General features: G+C 73.1%; 20 protein-coding genes. 10 read left to right on the top strand and 10 right to left on the bottom strand.

The genetic code is table 11. The annotated features are described in order from the left end of the window. Positions 1-83: 83 nt before the first annotated feature. The 5 genes from ABD671_RS06980 to ABD671_RS07000 all read right to left on the bottom strand — a co-directional run bounded on the left by ABD671_RS06980 (position 84) and on the right by ABD671_RS07000 (position 4,312). Positions 84-1,103 carry an adenylate/guanylate cyclase domain-containing protein gene (locus tag ABD671_RS06980; RefSeq protein WP_344732564.1) on the bottom strand — a complete coding sequence of 340 codons (1,020 nt, stop codon included), beginning with the start codon at positions 1,101-1,103 and terminating at the stop codon, positions 84-86. Beyond that, positions 1,100-1,480 (bottom strand): Crp/Fnr family transcriptional regulator, encoded by a 381-nt coding sequence (locus tag ABD671_RS06985; RefSeq protein WP_344732565.1) that lies wholly within the window; start codon positions 1,478-1,480, stop codon positions 1,100-1,102. The genes ABD671_RS06980 and ABD671_RS06985 overlap by 4 nt, the downstream gene beginning before the upstream one ends. A 127-nt stretch (positions 1,481-1,607) precedes the next feature. Continuing rightward, positions 1,608-2,843 (bottom strand): arginine deiminase, encoded by a 1,236-nt coding sequence (locus ABD671_RS06990; protein ID WP_344732566.1) that lies wholly within the window; start codon positions 2,841-2,843, stop codon positions 1,608-1,610. A gap of 22 nt (positions 2,844-2,865) precedes the next feature. Continuing rightward, entirely contained in the window at positions 2,866-3,498 is a 633-nt protein-coding gene (locus ABD671_RS06995; RefSeq protein ID WP_344732656.1) for a TMEM165/GDT1 family protein, read from the bottom strand. Next, the gene (locus ABD671_RS07000; RefSeq protein WP_344732568.1) at positions 3,467-4,312 is read right to left on the bottom strand and encodes a prephenate dehydratase; all 846 of its coding nucleotides are present in this window, start codon (positions 4,310-4,312) and stop codon (positions 3,467-3,469) included. The genes ABD671_RS06995 and ABD671_RS07000 overlap by 32 nt, the downstream gene beginning before the upstream one ends. A gap of 23 nt (positions 4,313-4,335) precedes the next feature. Between ABD671_RS07000 and ABD671_RS07005 the strand changes: the two genes are divergently transcribed. Together ABD671_RS07005 and ABD671_RS07010 are read left to right on the top strand one after the other, a co-directional pair. Continuing rightward, complete coding sequence (locus ABD671_RS07005; protein ID WP_344732569.1) at positions 4,336-4,740, top strand: DUF4446 family protein; 405 nt, start codon at positions 4,336-4,338, stop codon at positions 4,738-4,740. A gap of 97 nt (positions 4,741-4,837) precedes the next feature. Beyond that, the gene (locus tag ABD671_RS07010) at positions 4,838-5,485 is read left to right on the top strand and encodes a hypothetical protein (RefSeq protein WP_344732570.1); all 648 of its coding nucleotides are present in this window, start codon (positions 4,838-4,840) and stop codon (positions 5,483-5,485) included. Between the two features lie 39 nt (positions 5,486-5,524). On the opposite strand, the gene ABD671_RS07015 is transcribed toward ABD671_RS07010, so the two are convergent. Then, on the bottom strand, positions 5,525-7,099 hold the full coding sequence (locus tag ABD671_RS07015) for a bifunctional phosphatase PAP2/diacylglycerol kinase family protein (RefSeq protein WP_344732571.1): 1,575 nt from the start codon (positions 7,097-7,099) through the stop codon (positions 5,525-5,527). Positions 7,100-7,154: 55 nt separating this feature from the next. Beyond that, positions 7,155-8,162 (bottom strand): helix-turn-helix transcriptional regulator, encoded by a 1,008-nt coding sequence (locus ABD671_RS07020; RefSeq protein ID WP_344732572.1) that lies wholly within the window; start codon positions 8,160-8,162, stop codon positions 7,155-7,157. A 61-nt stretch (positions 8,163-8,223) separates the two neighbouring features. Between ABD671_RS07020 and ABD671_RS07025 the strand changes: the two genes are divergently transcribed. The 6 genes from ABD671_RS07025 (at position 8,224) to ABD671_RS07050 (ending at position 13,466) form a co-directional block, all read left to right on the top strand. Continuing rightward, positions 8,224-8,829, top strand: coding sequence for a TIGR03086 family metal-binding protein (locus tag ABD671_RS07025; RefSeq protein WP_344732573.1), 606 nt, complete (start codon positions 8,224-8,226; stop codon positions 8,827-8,829). A 144-nt stretch (positions 8,830-8,973) separates the two neighbouring features. Beyond that, positions 8,974-9,945, top strand: a complete 972-nt coding sequence (locus ABD671_RS07030; protein WP_344732575.1) for an aldo/keto reductase — start codon at positions 8,974-8,976, stop codon at positions 9,943-9,945. A gap of 98 nt (positions 9,946-10,043) precedes the next feature. After that, positions 10,044-11,318 (top strand): serine--tRNA ligase, encoded by a 1,275-nt coding sequence (gene serS / locus ABD671_RS07035; RefSeq protein ID WP_344732576.1) that lies wholly within the window; start codon positions 10,044-10,046, stop codon positions 11,316-11,318. Continuing rightward, a complete protein-coding gene (locus tag ABD671_RS07040) occupies positions 11,315-12,190 on the top strand; it encodes an HAD family hydrolase (RefSeq protein WP_344732577.1) in 876 nt (291 codons plus the stop codon). The genes serS and ABD671_RS07040 overlap by 4 nt, the downstream gene beginning before the upstream one ends. Then, positions 12,187-12,654 carry a GNAT family N-acetyltransferase gene (locus ABD671_RS07045; protein WP_344732578.1) on the top strand — a complete coding sequence of 156 codons (468 nt, stop codon included), beginning with the start codon at positions 12,187-12,189 and terminating at the stop codon, positions 12,652-12,654. Before ABD671_RS07040 ends, ABD671_RS07045 begins: the two co-directional genes overlap by 4 nt. Continuing rightward, on the top strand, positions 12,651-13,466 hold the full coding sequence (locus ABD671_RS07050) for an HAD family hydrolase (RefSeq protein ID WP_344732579.1): 816 nt from the start codon (positions 12,651-12,653) through the stop codon (positions 13,464-13,466). The genes ABD671_RS07045 and ABD671_RS07050 overlap by 4 nt, the downstream gene beginning before the upstream one ends. 172 nt (positions 13,467-13,638) lie before the next feature. Here ABD671_RS07050 and ABD671_RS07055 read toward each other — a convergent pair whose 3' ends face one another. Then, the gene (locus tag ABD671_RS07055; protein ID WP_344732580.1) at positions 13,639-15,837 is read right to left on the bottom strand and encodes a glycoside hydrolase family 15 protein; all 2,199 of its coding nucleotides are present in this window, start codon (positions 15,835-15,837) and stop codon (positions 13,639-13,641) included. Between the two features lie 53 nt (positions 15,838-15,890). Between ABD671_RS07055 and ABD671_RS07060 the strand changes: the two genes are divergently transcribed. Both ABD671_RS07060 and ABD671_RS07065 read left to right on the top strand, forming a co-directional pair. Then, positions 15,891-16,550, top strand: coding sequence for a TetR/AcrR family transcriptional regulator (locus tag ABD671_RS07060; protein ID WP_344732582.1), 660 nt, complete (start codon positions 15,891-15,893; stop codon positions 16,548-16,550). Positions 16,551-16,583: 33 nt separating this feature from the next. Further along, on the top strand, positions 16,584-17,210 hold the full coding sequence (locus ABD671_RS07065; protein ID WP_344732583.1) for a hypothetical protein: 627 nt from the start codon (positions 16,584-16,586) through the stop codon (positions 17,208-17,210). Positions 17,211-17,258: 48 nt separating this feature from the next. Here the strand turns inward: ABD671_RS07065 and ABD671_RS07070 are convergent, their stop codons facing one another. Further along, positions 17,259-17,861 (bottom strand): bacterial proteasome activator family protein, encoded by a 603-nt coding sequence (locus ABD671_RS07070; protein ID WP_344732584.1) that lies wholly within the window; start codon positions 17,859-17,861, stop codon positions 17,259-17,261. A gap of 49 nt (positions 17,862-17,910) precedes the next feature. Next, the coding region (locus ABD671_RS07075; protein ID WP_344732585.1) for a zinc-binding dehydrogenase at positions 17,911-18,367 on the bottom strand (457 nt) is incomplete at its 5' end.

Below are 18,367 nucleotides of genomic sequence, written 5' to 3' on the forward strand. Positions count from 1 at the left end.
CGGACGGCGATCGGTACCGGTCTGCTGTCGGGTGCGGGGGTCTCGCGGCTCGCTGGCGCTCGCACCTCGACCACCCGGTGGGCTCAGGCCCGGCGCACCACCCACGGCTCGAGGCGCGAGTAGCCCTTGACCGACACGCGCGGCACCCGGCGGAAGCGGTAGGGGCCCTCGGGGGCGTCGTCCTCGTCGTCGTCCCGCTCCCCGGGATCGCCGAGCAGGGCGGCGTGTGCCTCGCTGTCGATGAGCACAGTGCCCGGGCGGGCGACCGAGGTGAGGCGGGCGGCGATGTTGACCGTCGGTCCGAAGACGTCGCCGAGACGCGCGATCACCTCGCCGTAGGCGATGCCGCCGCGGACGGCGGGGAACGGGTCGTCGTCGTCGGCGCCGCGGGCGGTCATCGCCAGGGCGATCTCGACGGCGTCCTCGGGGGTGTCGGCGACGAAGAGGACGGCGTCGCCGATGTTCTTCACCACGCGCCCGCCGTGGTCGAGCACGATGCTGCTGGCGACGTCCTCGAACCCCTCGATCCAATCGACCAGTTCGCCGTCGGGCAGGGTCTTGCTGCGCGAGGTGAAGCCGACGATGTCGACGAACCCGACGGCCAACGACACCACCGGCGAGGTGACGTCCTCGACCGCGATGAGCCGGTTGCCGGCGCTGGCGAGGTGGCGGCGCCACACGTAGGACTGGAGCCTCTCCAGGCGCGGCATCACCTCGGCGGTGAGCATCGTCAGCTGCTCGGCCGGGTTGGCACCCGGCACCGAGTTGGCGACCTGGGCCAGCAGCGCGACCTGCCAGTCGGCGAGCCGGGCGAACGAACGCCCCCAGGTGCGCACGAGCGCGGCTCGCGACTCCGGGCTGAGGATGCCGAACGACATCAGGTCGTGGGCCAGCCGCAACGCCTCGACGTCGGCCTCGGTGAAGGCGACCTCGTCGTCGGCGTGGTGGGGGAACCCGAGCTGGTGCCACAGCTCCTCGGCATCGGCGAGCGGGACGCCGGCCTGCGCCGACACCTGCACCCGGGTCAGGTGCGGCCGCTCGCCGAGCAGCAGCTCCTCGACGGCGTCGAGGACGCCGTCGGGGCGCTGCTCGTCGGGACTCACGCCCCGCCGTCTCCGAACCGCTCGGCAGCGACGGCCTCGAGGGCGTCGTGGAACTTCGGCATCTCGACGCTCAGCTTGGCGATCGCCTCGTCGGTGAAGTGGATGAGCTCCAGCGGGGTGAGCGCGACGATGCTCGCGGTGCGCAGCGAGCGGCGCATGAGGGCGGCCTCGCCCATGATGTCGCCCTCGCCGAGTTGGGCGATCTCCTCGCCGTGGTGGCGCACCGAGACCGTGCCGGTGAGGATGACGTAGGCCTTGTCGGCCGGCGTGCTCTCCCAGATGGGCGACCAGCCCTCGGGCAGCGTCACCCGCGTCCCGGCGGCGCTGATCTTGGCGATCTCGGCGGGGGTGAACATGCTGAAGAACGAGTCGGCCATTGCCAACACCTTTCGGTCGCGTCGGAGGAGGGCTCCCGGGCGGATCCTCCCCAATCGGGTCGTGCGTGTAAAGACAGGTGTCCGGGACGGCGCGGCACCGTCGTCCTGAGGTGGTCGCGCCGGCGCCTCAGCCCGCCGTCAGCGGATCGCGGCTGATCGGGCAGCTCATGCACCGCGGCCCGCCGCGACCCGAACCGAGTTCGGAGCCGGCGATCCGCACGACCTCGATACCGGCCTCCTCGAGGCGGTCGTTGGTGCCGTCGTTGCGCTCGTAGGCCACCGCTACGCGGGGGGCCAGGGCGAGGGTGTTGTTGCCGTCGTCCCACTGCTCGCGCTCGGCGGTGACGGGGTCGAGGCCGGTGTCGATGCGGCGCAGCGCTTCGATGCCCATCGCCTTCGCGGCCGCCTCGAGGAACGGCTCGGCCGGCGCGACGGCGAGCACCATGTCGGGGTCGCCGGGCTCCGAGGCGAGGGTGACGGCGTGGGCCTGGAGGCTGTCGGCGACGTTGGGGTACATCACGACCTGGTCGACGTCGACGAGGGTGCAGATGGTGTCGAGGTGCATGGTCGCCCGCTCCTGGGCGATCGGCACGGCGAGCACCGTGTGCGCGAGGCCGGCGTGGAAGACCTGGCGGGCGAAGCGCTCGACGCCGGCGGGCGTCGTCCGCTCGCCGACGCCGACCGCGATGACGCCCGGACCCAGCAGTAGGACGTCGCCGCCCTCGACGTGCTCGCTCTGCCAGCCGTGCAGGGTGCGGCTGCCGGCGAAGCGCGGGTGCTGGGTGTAGATCAGCTCGGTCAGCTGGGTCTCGCGGGCGCGGGCGGGCATGGCCAGCGAGGTGATCGCCACCCGATCGCCCACCCACACGCTGGAGTCGCGGGTGAAGAGCAGGTTCGGCAGCGGGTCGATGAGGAAGTCGTGCGGGTCGAGCAGGGCGGTGACCAGGCCGTGGCCGCCGCGCACCTCGTCGTTGCGGATGCCGGCGGTCAGGTAGGAGGTGAGCTCCTCGGGCGAGGCCTCGGTGAGGAACGCGGCCAGGTAGGTGCGCAGCGTGTCGCCGAGGTGCAGCCCGGCCAGGGCGCTGGTGATCGCGTGCAGCCGCGCGGACTCCGAGGCGAGGGTCTCGGTGAGCAGCTCGGTCAGGTAGAGCACCTCGACGTCGCGGGCGCGCAGCGCCTCGGCGAACGCGTCGTGCTCCTCCTGGGCCCGCGACACCCACGGCAGGCCGTCGAAGAGCAGCCGGTCGTTGTTGCGCGGGGTCAGGCGCCGCAGCTCGTCGCCGGGACGGTGCAGCATGACCGTGCGCAGCCGGCCCACCTCGGAGTCGGCGAAGTGGCGGGGCGCGTCCGTGGGCGTGCTCATGGCCGAAGCCTAGGGCCACCCCTCAGGTGAGGATCTCGTAGAGGGTGAGTCCCTCGAGCACCAGGCAGACCGCCGCGCCGCCGTACATGAGCTGGTGGATCGGGATGCGGGCCGCGAGCGCCCGACCGGCCACCACCGCGAGCCCGCTGACGGCCAGCAGCGCGCCCAGAGCGCCGACGAAGACCGAGACCGGCGCGTCGTAGCGCGCCACCAGGGTGATGGTGAGCAGCTGGGAGAGGTCGCCCCACTCGGCGGCGAAGAGCACGAGGAACGAGGCGATCACCGCCTGCAGCCCGTGGGCCTCCTTGGCCTCGGCGGCGTACTCGGTGCCGTCGTCCGCGGTCGCCGACCGCGCCTCGCGCACCAGCAGGACGGCGCCGAGCAGGAACATCACCGCCACGACGCCCTTCACGACGCCGTCGGGCAGGAACGTGACGGCGTGCCCGAGCAGCACCGCCACCGTCGTCTGGACGGCGAAGGCCAGCCCGACGCCGATCCACACCAGCAGCGGCCGGTACTTCGTCGAGAGCACCAGGGTGGCGAGGAAGGTCTTGTCGGGCAGCTCGACGAGGAAGATCGCCCCGAAGGTCAGGGCGAGGGCGGCGAGGTCGATGACGGTCTCCTCAGACCTGCGCGCGGAACGGGTCGGCGGGATAGACGCCGAGCACCGTGACGTCGGTGGTGAAGAACGACAGCTCCTCGAGTGCCCGCTTGAGCGCCGGCTCGTCGGGATGCCCGTCGACCTCGGCGAGGAACTGGGTGGCGGTGAACTGGCCGTCGACCATGTAGCTCTCCAGCTTGGTCATGTTGACGCCGTTGGTCGCGAACCCGCCGAGCGCCTTGTAGAGCGCCGCCGGCAGGTTGCGCACGTTGAAGATGAACGAGGTGACGACCGGCCCCTCGCCGACCGGCGCCTGCACCAGGTCGCGGGAGAGGACGACGAACCGGGTGGTGTTGTGGTCCTCGTCCTCGACGTCCTCGGCCAGCACCCGCAGCCCGTAGATCTCGGCGGCCAGCGGCGGGGAGATCGAGGCCTGCGTGGGGTCGTCGGCCTCGGCGACCTCGCGGGCGGCGCCGGCGGTGTCGCCGGAGATGATCGGGTGGAGGCCGAGGTCGCGGATGATCTTGCGGCACTGGCCCAGCGCGTGCACGTGGCTGTGCACGGTGCGGATCGTCTCCAGCGAGGCGCCCTCGGCGGCCATCAGGTGGAAGCGGATGCGCAGGAAGTGCTCGGCGATGATGTGCAGCCCCGAGCCGGGCAGGAAGTGGTGGATGTCGGCGACGCGACCGGCGATCGAGTTGTCGATCGGGATCATCGCCAGGTCGGCCTCGCCCGAGCCGACGGCGGCGAAGACGTCCTCGAAGGACGCGCAGGGCACGGCCTCCCAGTCGGGGTAGTGCTCCTGGCACACGATGTGGGAGTTGGCCCCCGGCTCGCCCTGGTAGGCGATGCGTCGCTGGTTCGGCACGTGCGCAGTCTAGGTTGAGCGTCGTGGTGGTCTCGGTGGTTCTCACGGCGGCGGTGGCGCTCATCGCCCTGGTGCTCGCGATCCTCGCCCTGCGTCGCGGCGCATCCCCGCGGACGACGTCCGTCGACGACCCGCTGCCCGAGGACGTCCTCGGTCTGCGCCAGGAGGTCGCCGCCCTGCGCGCCGAGACGCGCGACGCGCTGCGGCATCTCGCGGTCGTGCGCTACGACGCCTTCGGCGACATGGGCGGGCACCTCTCCTGGAGCCTCGCGGTGGTCGACGACGGCGGCAACGGCGTCGTGCTCACCTCGATCCACGGGCGCAACGACGCCCGCAGCTACGCCAAGAGCGTCGTCGGGTGGACCTGCGAACAGCAGCTCTCGCCCGAGGAGGCCGAGGCGATCGCGGCCGCCCGGCCGACCCGCTGAGCGGGCGCGCTCGCGATACGCGGCAACTTCCGCACGGCCCGCGGAGTCTCCCCGGCGTCGTCCGCAGGGGACGACACCACGACCCCAGGAGATCGCCATGAACCGGATCGGGCCGGGCCTCGCGGCCGCCGTCATCCTCACCGCCGCCCTCGCTACCACCAGCACCGTGATCGCCGGGCCGGTCGCCGCCGACGCCGCCCCGTCGTCCGCCGCGTCGTCCGCCCCGTCCTCTGCCAGCGCCGCCGCCTCGGCCGCCCAGCCCCGCACGATCGGCGTCGGGGAGTCCTACACGAACGACGACGGCGTGACGATCGCCCTGGAGGGCAAGAAGGCGAACGAGATCGACGGTCACGACGTCCGGATCGTCGTCGCCGACGACACCACCCGGCTCCGCGCGTGGGTGCCTGCGGGCTGGACGCCCGATGCGCTGACCCGCATCGCCGCCTTCCCCAGTGGCGGACCGGGCTACGTCGTCGAGCAGGAGGGCGGGGACTTCACGACCTGGACCGTCTACGTGGTCGATCCCGACGGCGGGCGCCTGGTGGCCGCCGACCGCTCGGGTCGGCTCGCGATCGGCTCCGGCTTCTCACGCTGGAAGGGCGACTACGTCTACCAGGTGAGCCACATCGTGCACGGTGCGCTGCGCACGCGCATCGAGACGATGGAGCACGACAAGGTGCTGGCCCTCTACCGCTGGGACGTCGACGACTCGGGGACGACGCTCGTCAAGCACCGCATCAAGTGAGGTCTTCCGCCGCGCTGACGGCGTCCGATCGGACGACGCTCAGCGGGGCACCCGCACCAGGACCCGGCCGTGCACGCACTCCATGCGCAGCTCGCGGCCGGGTCCGATGGTGTCGCCGTCCAACTGGCGCGGGGTGTCCTTCTCAGCCCGGACGACGACCGTGCGGCCGGTCATCCGGTTGACGAGGTCGTCGGTGCGCCGCTGCTTGGACAGCACCCGCACCGCCAGCGGGATCCAGGAGAGGAACCGCCGCGGGTGCAGCAGGACGACGTCGAGCACACCGTCGTCGATGGAGGCGTCGGGCAGCAGCGGCATGCCGGCCTGGAGGTAGCCGACGTTGCCGACCACGATGGTGCGGGCGCGGTGCTTGGTGAACTCCCCGCCGTCGACGGAGATCTCCACGCGCACGGCCGGGAACATCAGCGACTTCAGTGCGGAGAGCACGTAGGCCAGCCAGCCGACCTTCTTCTTGATGTCCTCGTTGACGCCCTCCATGATCGCGGCGTCGAAGCCCATGCCGGCCATGACCATGAAGTGGGTGTCCTCGATGCCGTCGCCGCTGACCGAGGCGAGGTCGATCGCGCGGTCCTGACCGGTGAGGGCGACGTCGATGGCGGCGCGGATGTAGAGCGGGATGTCGAGGTTGCGGGCGAGCAGGTTGCCGGTGCCCGCCGGGATGATGCCGACCGGGATGCCGGTGCCGGCCAGTTCGGCGCACACCTCGCGCACGGTGCCGTCGCCGCCGCACACGAGCACCAGGTCGGCGCCCGCCACGGCGGCCGCCTCGGCCATGCCGGTGCCGGGGTCCTCGACGGTGGTGAAGTGCCAGGTCGGCTCCGACCAGCCGCTCTCGGCGGCCATCTGGGCGACGGTGGCCTGGAAGGCGATGACGTCCTCGACCTTGATCGGGTTGAGCACCACCGCGAGCCGGCGTCGCGAGGGGATCGCCTCGGGTAGCGGGTCGGCCTTCAGGGCGTGGCTCACCGGCAGCGGCGAGTAGAGGCCGAGGCCGAGCAGCAGGACGCCGACGCCGAGCAGGACGCCGCCGACGACGTCGGTGGGGTAGTGGCGTCCGAGGAGCACGCGGTCGACGCAGACGAGCACCACGAGCACGCCGGCGCCCACGTGGCCCGCCCGGCGCAGTCCCGGACGACGCACCAGCATGCTGAGCAGGACGGCGCACAACCCGCCGAACGCCGCGATCGAGGAGGCGTGGCCCGAGGGGAAGGCGAGGGAGTCCAGCAGGTCCTCAGGGTGCTGCCAGCCGGGCCGGTCGCGCCCGACGAGCACCTTGAGCGCCGCGGTGGCCAGCGCGGTGGTCAGCATGACGCCGACGAGCAGGTAGCCGGCCCGTCGGTGGCCGCGCGACCACAGGCTCACCGCGAGCACCGCGACGATGGCCGTCATCCCGACCGTGCCGAAGGTCAGCTCGACGCCGCGCAGCAGGTGTTGGAGCCCGGCGTCGTCGACCGCCCACCGGGTGACCGGCTCGCCGCGCCGGTCGAGGTCGACCAGCGGCTGCCAGTCCGTCCGCACGAGGGTCGCCAGCAGTGCGAAGGCGGCGAAGGCGGCCGCCGACCAGCCGAGCAGCCAGGAGCGGGAGCGGTCGAGCACGGGTGCAGTATGACGGCCCGGAGGCCGCGGGGCTGATTCGGCTCAGTCGCCCGGTTCAGTCGCCCGGTTCGTGGCCCGGCTCGGGTGGCGGGTCGACGCCGTGCACCCGGGCCGCGCCCGTCACGGCCGCGACGGCGCGGGCCCGCAGGGCGGGAGGACCCACGATCTCGACGTCGCCGCCGAAGCCGAGGCAGGTGCCGATCGCGGCCCGCTCGACCCGAAAGGTGCACGCCAGCTCGACCCATGCCTCGTCGCGGCTCACTACCTCGATCGACGCAGTGGCGAGCATCGGGGTGATGACCGTGCGGACGTCGTCCTCGAGGGCCGCGCGCACCCGTAGCCGAGCGGTCGTCGGCGGCGTCCCCGTGGCCTCGAAGGAGCCGCGCAGTCGGGCCCAGACCTCGACGAGCCGGGCGTCGTCCGGGAGACATGCGGGGTCGGCGAGGACGTCCAGCGAGCGGATGCGGGCCAACCGGTACGTGCGCGGCTCGCCGCGGTGGTAGGCGACGAGGTACCACCGGTTGCCGTTCTCGACGAGGCCGAGGGGGTCGAGCGTGCGGGTGCGCGGCCGCTCGTCGCGGGGGCCGGCGTAGGCGACCCGCACGCGCCGGCGGGCCACGCAGGCGCTGCGCAGCGCGGGCACGTGGGTGGCGTCGTCGGCCTCGGCGAACCAGCGCCGGCGGTCGACGTGCACGACCTCGCGCAGACGTGACGCCGGTCCGACCAGTCGCTCGGGGGCCGTGGCGGCGAGCTTCTCGAGCGCCGAACGCACCTCGCGGCTCAGCCCGAGGTCGCCCATCGTGTCGAGCCCGAGGGCGGTGAGCACGACCTGCGCCTCGACGTCGTCGAGGTCGGAGAGGTCGGCCCGGAAGCCCTCGAGCAGGCGGAATCCGCCATGTCGGCCGCGCTCGGCCACCACGGGGACGCCGGCGGTGCTGAGCGCCTCGATGTCGCGCAGCACCGTGCGCTCGGAGACCTCGAGCCGCTCGGCGAGCTCGCGCGCCGAGACCTGCGAGCGCTGGCGCAGCACCAGCATGATCGAGAGGAGGCGGTCGGCTCGCATGGTCGCAGCCTGACAGGAATACCTGACACAAGGTGTCATGAATCGGCATGAGGCTGCCGTCATGACCACTGAGACCAGCACCGCCACCCGCCCGCTCCCGGACCTGCGGCCCGCCCTGCTCCACGCCGTCCACCGCGCCGAGGCGCTCGTCGACCTGGCGGCCGGCGCGGATCTCGATGCCGCCACCCCGTGCGAGGACTACGACCTGCGCACCCTGCTCGGTCACCTGCTGACCGTCGTCGACCGCGTGCGCGTCGTCACCGGGGGCGGCCACTTCGCCGAGGTGCCGCAGGTGACCGAGGTCGCCGACGAGGAGATCGTCACCGCCTGGCGCACCGCCGTCGCCGCCCTCGAGTCGGCCCTCCCGTCCGTCGACCTCACGCGCCTCGTCACCGCGCCGTTCGGGGAGGTGCCGGCGGGCGCGGCCATCGGCTCCTACGTGGGCGAGGTCGCCGTCCACACGTGGGACCTCGCCGCCACCCTCGACCGACGCGACCTGCTCGACCAGCACCTCGCCGCGAGCGTCCTGCCCTCGGCGCTCGACCGGCTGCCCGCCGCCGGACGCGACCAGATCCCGTTCGGCGACGTCGTGCCCGTGGCCGACGACGCCGCGCCCTACGACCGGCTCGTGGCGTGGTTCGGACGCCGTCCGGGCTGGCCGGCCTGAGCCGTCACACCCGTCCCTGACGTCACAGCCGACGGGCGAAACCTGATGTTGTGGGCCGAAACTTCGCCCGACAACATCAGGTTTCCCCGGCTGACCGGGGAAACCTGCAGGCCCCCTTCCCACGCCCCGACCTAGGCTCGCCCCATGGTCACCACCCGTCATCTCGGACACTCCGGCCTGGTCGTCTCCACGGTCGGTCTCGGCTGCAACAACCTCGGTCGCCCCGGCACCGCCACGGAGAGCCAGGAGGGCACGGACGCGGTCGTCGACGCCGCGATCGAGGCCGGCATCACCCTCTTCGACGTCGCCGACACCTACGGCGCCTCACCCGGTCTCTCCGAGGAGCGGCTCGGGGTCGCGCTGCGCGGACGCCGTGACCAGGTGGTCGTGGCCACCAAGTTCGGCATGGACGCCCGCGGCGCCAACGGCCCCGACTTCGGGGCACGCGGCTCTCGGCGCTACATCGTGCAGGCCGTGGAGGCCTCGCTGCGCCGCCTCGGCACCGACCACATCGACCTCTACCAGTTCCACACCCCCGATCCGACGACGCCGATCGAGGAGACCCTCGCGGCGCTGGACGACGTCGTCCGCGCCGGGAAGGTTCGCTACCTCGGGCACTCCAACCTCGCCGGATGGCAGATCGCCCACGCCGAGTTCGTCGGCCGCGAGCTCGGCACCCGCTTCATCTCCGCCCAGAACCACTACAACCTGCTCGACCGGCGCGCCGAGCTCGAGGTCGTGCCGGCGTGCGCGGCCTACGGCATCGGGGTGCTGCCCTACTTCCCGCTCGCCAACGGCCTGCTCACCGGCAAGTACCGCGGCGGCGCGCCCGCCGGCAGCCGGCTCACCCTCACCCGCCAGCACCTCGTCGAGACCGCGCAGGGTGAGCAGTTGACGGCCTTCCACGAGTTCGCCGCCGCCCGCGGGCTGACCGAGCTGGAGGTCGCGATCTCGTGGCTGGCCAGCCGTCCGACCGTCGGCAGCGTCATCGCCGGGGCGACCACGCCGGAGCAGATCCGCGCCAACGCCGCCGCGGCGTCCTGGCAGCCCAGCGCCGACGACCTCGCCGAGCTCGACACGATCTTCCCGACCGCCGAGAAGGTCGCGCTCTTCTGACGCCGGCGCAGTCCCCGTCGTAGTCGCCACCACCGACGTCACCGCGTCCGGGCCCCGCCGATCCGAAACCACTGGCGGGGCCCGGATAGCCTTCCGGTGTGATCGACCCGCGCATCCTCCGCGACCAGCCCGACCGCGTCCGTGCCGCCCAGGCCAAGCGCGGCCTCTCCGACGCCGTCGTCGACGAGGCGCTGGCGGCCGACTCCGCGCGGCGCACCGCGATCTCCGAGTTCGAGACGCTGCGCGCAGAGCAGAAGAGCCTCGGCAAGCAGGTCGCGCAGGCGCAGGGCGAGGAGAAGCAGGCGCTGCTCGAGCGCACCAAGGCGCTGGCCGCCGAGGTGAAGGCCGCCGAGGCCGCCCAGAACGCCGCCGAGGAGGCCTGGCAGGCCGCGCTGCTCTCGATCCCGAACCTCGCGGCCGAGGAGACCCCGCCCGGCGGCGAGGACGACTTCGTCGTCCTGGAGACCGTCGGCACCCCGCGCGACTTCGCCGCCGAGGGCTTCGAGCCGCGCGACCACATCGAGCTCGGCCGCCTCCTCGGCGCCATCGACCTCGAGCGCGGCGCGAAGGTCTCGGGCAGCCGCTTCTACTTCCTCACCGGCGTGGGCGCCCAGCTGGAGTTCGCGCTCATCAACCTCGCGATGGAGCAGGCCCGCGAGGCCGGCTTCACCCAGGTGATCGCGCCTTCGCTGGTCAAGCCCGAGGCGATGGCCGGCACCGGCTTCCTCGGCCAGGCCGCCGACGACGTCTACCGCATCGAGGGCCAGGACATGTACCTCGTCGGCACCTCCGAGGTGCCGATGGCGGCCTACCACTCCGACGAGATCCTCGACGCCGCCTCGCTGCCGCTGCGCTACGCCGCCTTCAGCCCCTGCTTCCGCAAGGAGGCCGGCTCGCACGGCAAGGACACCAAGGGCATCATCCGCGTGCACTGGTTCGACAAGGTCGAGATGTTCGTCTACGCGACCACCGAGGACTCCTACGCCGAGCACCAGCGGCTCCTGGAGTGGGAGAAGCAGCTCCTCGACAAGCTCGAGCTGGCCTACCGGGTCATCGACGTCGCCGCCGGCGACCTCGGCCTCTCGGCCATCCGCAAGTTCGACTGCGAGGCCTGGATCCCCACCCAGGGCAAGTACCGCGAGCTCACCTCCACCTCGAACTGCACCGAGTTCCAGACCCGGCGCCTCGACACCCGCGGTCGCTTCGAGGACGGCGTCCGCCCGATCGCCACGCTCAACGGCACCCTGTGCGCGATGACCCGCACCATCGTGGCGATCCTCGAGACCCACCAGCAGGCCGACGGCTCGGTGCGGGTGCCGCAGGCGTTGCAGAAGTGGCTCGGCACCGAGGTGCTCGAGCCGGTCGTCCGGTGAGCAGCTCTGTTCCGGCCGCCGCCCACCCCGACGGCGTCCCGGTGGGCTGGCGCCCGCAGCTGATCGCCCTCGACATCGACGGCACCCTGCTGCGCTGGGTGGAGGGCGCGGGCAGCTCCGAGCCGGAGATGACCGCGCCGGTGCGCGAGGCGATCCGTCGGGCGCGCGCGGCTGGCGCCCACATCGTGCTCGCCAGCGGCCGCTCCCCGCACGGCATGACGCCGATCGCCGACGCCCTCGACCTGGTCGGCGACGGCGACGAGCCGCTGTGGATCGTCGCCTCCAACGGCGCCGTCGTCTTCCGCTACCCGCCGATGGACATCGTCGTCGAGGAGACCTTCGACGCCTCGGACGCCGTCCGTGCGGTGCTGGCCGAGCGTCCGACCGCACGGGTCGCGATCGAGGAGCGCGGCGTCGGCTACCGCGTCAGCGCCCCGTTCCCGGAGGGCGAGCTGTGGGGCGATGAGATCATCACCGACCTCGACGAGCTGGTCGGCGAGCCGGTCAGCCGCGTGATCATCCGCGACCCCGACGCCAGCGCCGAGGAGTTCGTCGAGCTCGCGCGACGCATCGGGCTGCACGGCACCGAGTACGTCGTCGGTTGGACCGCCTGGCTCGACCTCGCGCCGGTCGGGGTCTCCAAGGCCTCGGGTCTGCAGTACGTCGCCGACGCCCTCGGCGTCGACCCCGCCGACGCCCTGGCCATCGGCGACGGCCGCAACGACCTCGAGATGCTCGCCTGGGCCGGCCGCGGGGTCGCGATGGGCCAGGCCGTGCAGGTGGTGCTCGACGCCGCCGACGACGTCACCGCCTCGGTCACCGACGACGGCGCGGCCCGCGAGATCGACCGGTGGTTCGGGGAGCACGCGTGAGCCTGCCGGCCATGATCACCACCGAGCGGCTGCGGCTGCCGCTCGTCGACGCCGCCTTCGTCGCCGACCTGCGGGCCGGCGTGCGGCGTCCGGAGTTCCACCCCGACTTCCCGCGGCAAGACGACCTCGACGGCTTCGGCATGTGGCGCGAGGGCGACCCGTGGGGCTCGCGCGTGATCGTCCGCGGCACCACCGCCCTGGGCACCATCGGCTTCTTCGGCCCGCCGGTCGAGGGCGAGGTGGAGGTCGGCTACGGGCTCGTGACCGAGGCGTGGGGCTGGGGCTTCGCCACCGAGGCGTTGCGCGGCCTCCTCGAGCACGTCGACCCGCTCGGCGTCCAGGTGCGGGCCTCGACCGAACCCGAGAACGCCCGCAGCCTGCGGGTGCTCGCCAAGGCCGGCTTCACCCAGCTGCGCGGCTCGAACGAGGAGGGCCACCTCGTGCTGGCCCGCCCGCTGCCGTGAGCGGCCCGCTCGGCGGACGCCGTCCGCGGCTGGTCGCCACCGACCTCGACGGCACCCTCGTACGCGCCGACGGCTCGGTCTCGGACTACACCCGCGAGGTGCTCGCCGCCGTCGAGGCCCACGGCGTGCCGGTGGTCTTCGTGACCGGGCGGCCGCTGCGCTGGGCCGAGGAGGTCTTCGAGCACGTCGGCGAGCACGGGCTGGCGATCATCTCCAACGGCGCGCTCGTCTGGGACGTCGAGGCCGACCGCGCCCGGCTCACCCGCGAGATCGATCCCGCGCTCGGCCTGGAGGTCTCCCGGGCGATCCGCGCGGCGGTGCCGGGCAGCGCCTTCGCCATCGAGAACCTCGACGGCATCGTGCTCGAGCCCGGCTTCATCGAGCGCCACGACCTGGCCGACGGCGCCCCCCGGGCGCCGCTGGAGGAGCTGTTCGCGCAGCCGGTGCTCAAGCTGCTGGCCCGCCACGAGGAGCTCTCGCCCCGCGAGTTCTGGGACCTGGCCGAGGACGCCTCCCAGGGTCGCCTGGTCATCACGTGGTCGTCGTCGACGACCCTGCTGGAGATCAGCGCGCCCGAGGTGACCAAGGCCTCCACCCTCGCCCTGCTGTGCGCGGAGCTCGGCATCGAGGCCGCCGACGTCGTCGCCTTCGGCGACATGCCCAACGACCTGCCGATGCTCGGCTGGGCCGGCACCTCCTACGCGATGGCCAACGCCCACGAGAGCGTGCTCGCGGTCGCCGACCACATCGCGCCCGACCACGACGACGACGGCGTCGCCCGCACCCTGGCCGCGCTCTTCGACCTGCGCTGAGACGAGGGAGCGGGCCGGTCCGGTCACTGAGGTGTGAGCGGAGCGAGCCTCGAAGTGCCCGCACCTGAGAGTCCCGCCGGTACCGATGGCGTCCGTCTCACGGGGTCTCGCGGCTCCTCGCTGGCGCTCGTCGCACCTCGACCACCGGTGGCGCACCGCGACCACCGGGGCGTCACCGGCGTCCGTAGACCTCCAGGGAGGCGAGGTAGAAGAGGGCGTGCTCCCACAGCTGGGGGGTGGCGGTGATGGTCTCGACCTTCCCGTCGCGCACGCGCCAGTTCTCCCCGATCAGGCCGGTGCCCGGCGTCGCCTGCACGTGGGCGATCCAGCGCAGGCCGCGGCGCAGGTCGGGCAGCATGGCCGGGTCCTCGCGGTGGGCGTAGCGGGCCAGGCCGAGGATGGCCAGGCCGTCGTAGAAGCCGAAGGTGCGCTCGCCCCCGGGGGCGAGGAACGACGGTGCGAACTGCTTCCACAGCCACTGCGAGTGCTCGGCCATCCGGTCGCGCCGTAGCGGCGCGTACTCGGGCCAGTAGACGTAGGTGGCCAGTTTGCGCAGCCCGATGCCCTCGTACCCGCCGTAGTACCCGGGGTCGGGGTACCAGCGGTGAGCTTCGACCGCGGCGATGAGCTCGCGGCGTCGGTCGCGGTAGCGGGCGGCATCGTCGTCGTGCCCCAGCACGCGGGCCGCGCGCATGGCACCGCCGAGCCCGGCGTAGGTCGTCATCGCGGCGCCGATGGTCTGCTGCTGGAAGAGGGCGAGGGAGTCGTCCTCGGTGTTCTGGCACTGCAGGCCGGTCCGCGGATCGCGGCAGGCGACCATGAACTCGGCGCTGCGCCGGATGGCCGGCCACACGTCCTCCAGGTACGCCCGGTCGCGGCTGTGCTCGTAGTGGCTCCACATCGACCAGGCGCCGAACCCGACCTCGTCGTACTCGTAGGGGATCGGGCCACCGGCGGCGCCGGTGTCGGTCATGTTCATCGGCCAGGCGCCGGGCGGCACGAGCAGTCCACCCAACGGCGGGCGCGTGAGGGTGGACTGCGTGCGAGCGAGGAAGCGCCCGTGCCGCGCCGAGCGATCGCCCATGCCGCCCAGGTCCATCGCCTCGGCGAGGTAGGCGCCGTCGCGCGGCCAGTCCTCGGCGTAGATCGGCTGGGTGGTGATGCTGGCGACGATGGCGCCGCTCTCCGCCTGCGTGGTGGCCAGCAGGATGAGTGAGCGTCGGGCGAGCGCGGTCTGCAGCGGGTCGTCGACGTCGGGCATCGCGGCGTCGGCGAGGGTGCGGCGCAGCCACGCCTCCTTCTGCTCGACGATCCGGCTCGGGCCGAGGCGGCGGGCCCGGGCGAGCACGTCGAGCGCCTGAGCCGGCTGGTGGCCGGCGGTCAGGTAGACGCTCTCGGACGCCGTGGCGCCCCCGGCGCCGTCCCGGTACCGCAGCGGGGTGATGAGCGCGCCGGTGGTGTTGCCGATCCAGGAGTCGTTGCCGCCCAGCCGCCCGTCCGCGGCGTCCTCGTAGGCGTCGCGCGGCAGCAGGACGCCGTCGAGGAGGCCGTCGAGCTCCTCGCCGTCGGCGCCGACCTGATGTTCCGCGGCTGGCGACCCGGTGCCGATGGCCATCGCCACCGACTGCGTGCTCAACCGCGAGGGATCGAAGCCGCTGCGGCTGTGCACGATCGCGGCGGCGGTGTCGTCCCAGCCGGCGCTGTCGAGGTTGTAGGAGTCCATGCACCAGTCCCAGTAGGGGAGGGCGGGCATGAAGGACACCGCGAGGCTGAGGTTCTCGAAGGTCACCAGCCCGGTGGGCCGGGTGCGGCCGCGGGCGACCACCTCGACGTCCTGCACGAAGGCGTCGAGACCCTCCGCGACGACGGCGGTGACCCGCACGGTGAGGTCGCGGGCGGGGTCGCGGTAGGTGGTGACGACGGTGTCGGAGTCGCCGGGCCGGAAGACCCGGGTCTCGCGGAGGTCGCGCAGCCACACGGTCGGGCCGTCGGCGTAGGCGAGGCCGAGGAAGATGCCCATGTTGGGGTCGGCGCCGGCCCGCGGCAGGTTGGCGTCGGGGGAGAAGTGCTTGACCTGGTCGTAGGACGACGGCGTCGGCCAGTGCAGCACCGTGATGGTGCCCTCCTTCGTCAGCCCGGCGACGAGGCGGTCGTTGCCGGTCTGGGCGTGGAGGTCGGAGCTGCCCTGGAGCGGCGAGTAGTTCTGGGTCGTCTCGGGGTCGTCGCTGAAGTCGGCGCAGCCCAGCGGGGGCGGCAGCGTGATGCCGGCCGCGGGGGCGATCGCCGCGTCGGACGCCGGGGGGAGGACGACGGGGGTCAGGATCGTGAACCCGAGTGCGACGACCGCCCACCACGTTGTGGTACGAATCACCGGTGGAACGTACCACCGACGGAGCCGGATCGGGCAGGGCTACGATCACCTCGATGAAGATCAGCCTCGTCGACCTGTTGGCCGGCGCCGCCACGGTCCCCCCCGTCGATCTCGCCGACCCCGTCGTCACCCGCCTGCTCGACGCCGCGCTCGCCGAATCGGCCACCGTCGGCCTGCGCCGCCTGACCATGGACGACATCGCGCGGCGCGCCGGCGTGGGCCGGATGACCGCCTACCGGCGCTTCGCCAAGCGCGACGACCTCGTGCACACCCTCGTCGCACGGGAGGCGCTGGCCTTCCTCACCGCGATCAACGAGGCCACCGAGAAGGCCGAGACGCTCGAGGAGATCTCGGTCGAGACCTTCACCGCCGCCACCGGCTTCGTGCGCCGCAACCCGCTGCTGCGCCTGGTCGCCGACACCGACCCCGGGTCCTTCGTCGAGGTCGTGGGAGCCCAGGGCGCGCGCATCCTGCGCCTGGGCACCGAGTTCCTCGCCCGCCAGATCCACGGCGACGATCCGGGCGAGCCGACCGCGCACGAGACTGCCGTCGCGGAGGTCTGCGCCCGCCTGTTCACCACCTACGTCGCGATCCCGCTCTCGGTCATCGACCCCGACGACGAGGACGCCGTGCGGCGCTACGCCCGCGAGGTGATCGCCCCGATCGCCGCGACCGGACGCCGTCCGCCCGTGTCCGCGGTCGGGTCGGAGTAGGTCGCGACGGCGTCCATCTGGTCGAATGGGCGGGTGCCCCGCCCCCTCGTCCCGCGCCGTGTCGCGCCGCTGCTCGCGGCCGCCCTGCTCGCGCCGCTGCTCGTGGTCGGCGCCCTCGCGCCCGCCCAGGCCGCGCCCGCCTGCACGGTGCCCGGCGTGAAGGCCGCCAGCCGGGCCGCCGCGGCGATCTTCGTCGGCACCGTCGAGTCCTCGACCGTCTCCGGCACGACCGACGGTCCGAACCGAGGCACCCGCATCGTGCACCGGGTGCGCGTCAGCGGCGTGTGGAAGGGCACCTCCGACATCACCACTGACGATGTCGAGGTCGTCACCCGCGGCACGGGCGCACGCTCCGGCTGTCCGCTGGGTCGCCTGGCGAAGGACGACCGCTTCGTCTTCTTCGCCCAGCCCGACGGCGACGCCTGGGCCGTGGCCGCCGACGACGGCACCACGGAGGCCACGCAGGCGCTCACCGACCGCCTCGACCGCATCTACGGCGCGGCCTCGGCGCCGGTGAGCCCGGAGCCGCAGCCCGCGGTGTTCTCACCCGTCGACACCGCCGCGCCGCTCTCGACCGGGCGCGCGGCGGCACCGGGAGCCGCGCTCGTGCTCCTCGGTCTGCTCGGGCTGGTCGTCGTGCGGCGCGTCAACCGCGGCTGACCCGCCGACCGGCGAGGGCGCCGGTCAGGGGCGCCGGTCAGGGGCGCCTCAGAGGTACATGCCGCCCGTACCGCCGGCACCACCGGCGCCGGCGTCGTCGGCCTGGCCGGGTGCCTGCGGCATCGCGCCCGCCGGCAGCCCGCGCCGGATCTGCTCGAACTGGGCGCGCGCGGCCATCTGCTGGGCGTAGATGGCGGTCTGGATGCCGTGGAAGAGGCCTTCGAGCCAGCCGACCAGCTGGGCCTGCGCGATGCGCAGCTCGCCCTCGGAGGGGGCGGCGTCCTCGGAGAAGGGCAGGGCGAGCCGCTCCAACTCCTCGACGAGCTCGGGGGCCAGGCCCGCCTTCAGCTCGCTGATCGAGGCCTCGTGGATCTCGCGCAGGCGCGAACGGCTGGCCTCGTCGAGCGGGGCCGCCTTCACCTCCTCGAGGAGCTGGCGGATCATCGAGCCGATGCGCATGACCTTCGCCGGCTGCTCGACGAGCTCGGTGATGCTGCGCTCACCCTCGGCAGCGCCCTCGGCGTCCTGCTGCTGGGCAGCGGCCGCGGCCAGCGCGGCCGCCGGCACCTCGCCCATCGGCGTCCCGTCGGGACCGATGATGACGACGCGCTGCTCCTGCTCCGATCCCGACTCCTGCGGCTGCTCGCTCATGCGCCCCACCCTACGGAGCGGCGCCTGATCCCACCGGTCAGGGGGCCGGTCAGGGGGTGAGCAGGATCTTGCCGGTGTGCCCGCTGGCCTCCATGAGCGCGTGGGCGCGGGCGACGTCGTCCAGCGGCATCACCTCGTGCACGATCGGCCGCAGCCGGCCCTCGGCGACCAGCGGCCACACGTGCTCGACCACAGCCGCGCAGATCGCGCTCTTGCCCTCAACGGGTCGCGCGCGCAGGGAGGTGGCGATCACCGCGCCGCGCTTGCGCAGCAGGGCGTTGAGGTCGAGCTCGGCCTTCGTCCCGCCCTGCATGCCGATGACGACCAGACGGCCCTCGGTGGCCAGGGCGTCGACGTTGCGGGCGAGGTACTTCGCGCCCATGTTGTCGAGGATGACGTGCGCGCCGCCCGCCTCCCGCATGACCGCGACGAAGTCCTCCTCGCGGTAGTCGATCGCCCGCTCGGCGCCGAGCTCCTCGCAGAAGGCGCGCTTCTCCGGCGACCCG

It is taken from the genome of Nocardioides fonticola (assembly GCF_039536805.1).
Lineage (GTDB): Bacteria > Actinomycetota > Actinomycetes > Propionibacteriales > Nocardioidaceae > Nocardioides > Nocardioides fonticola.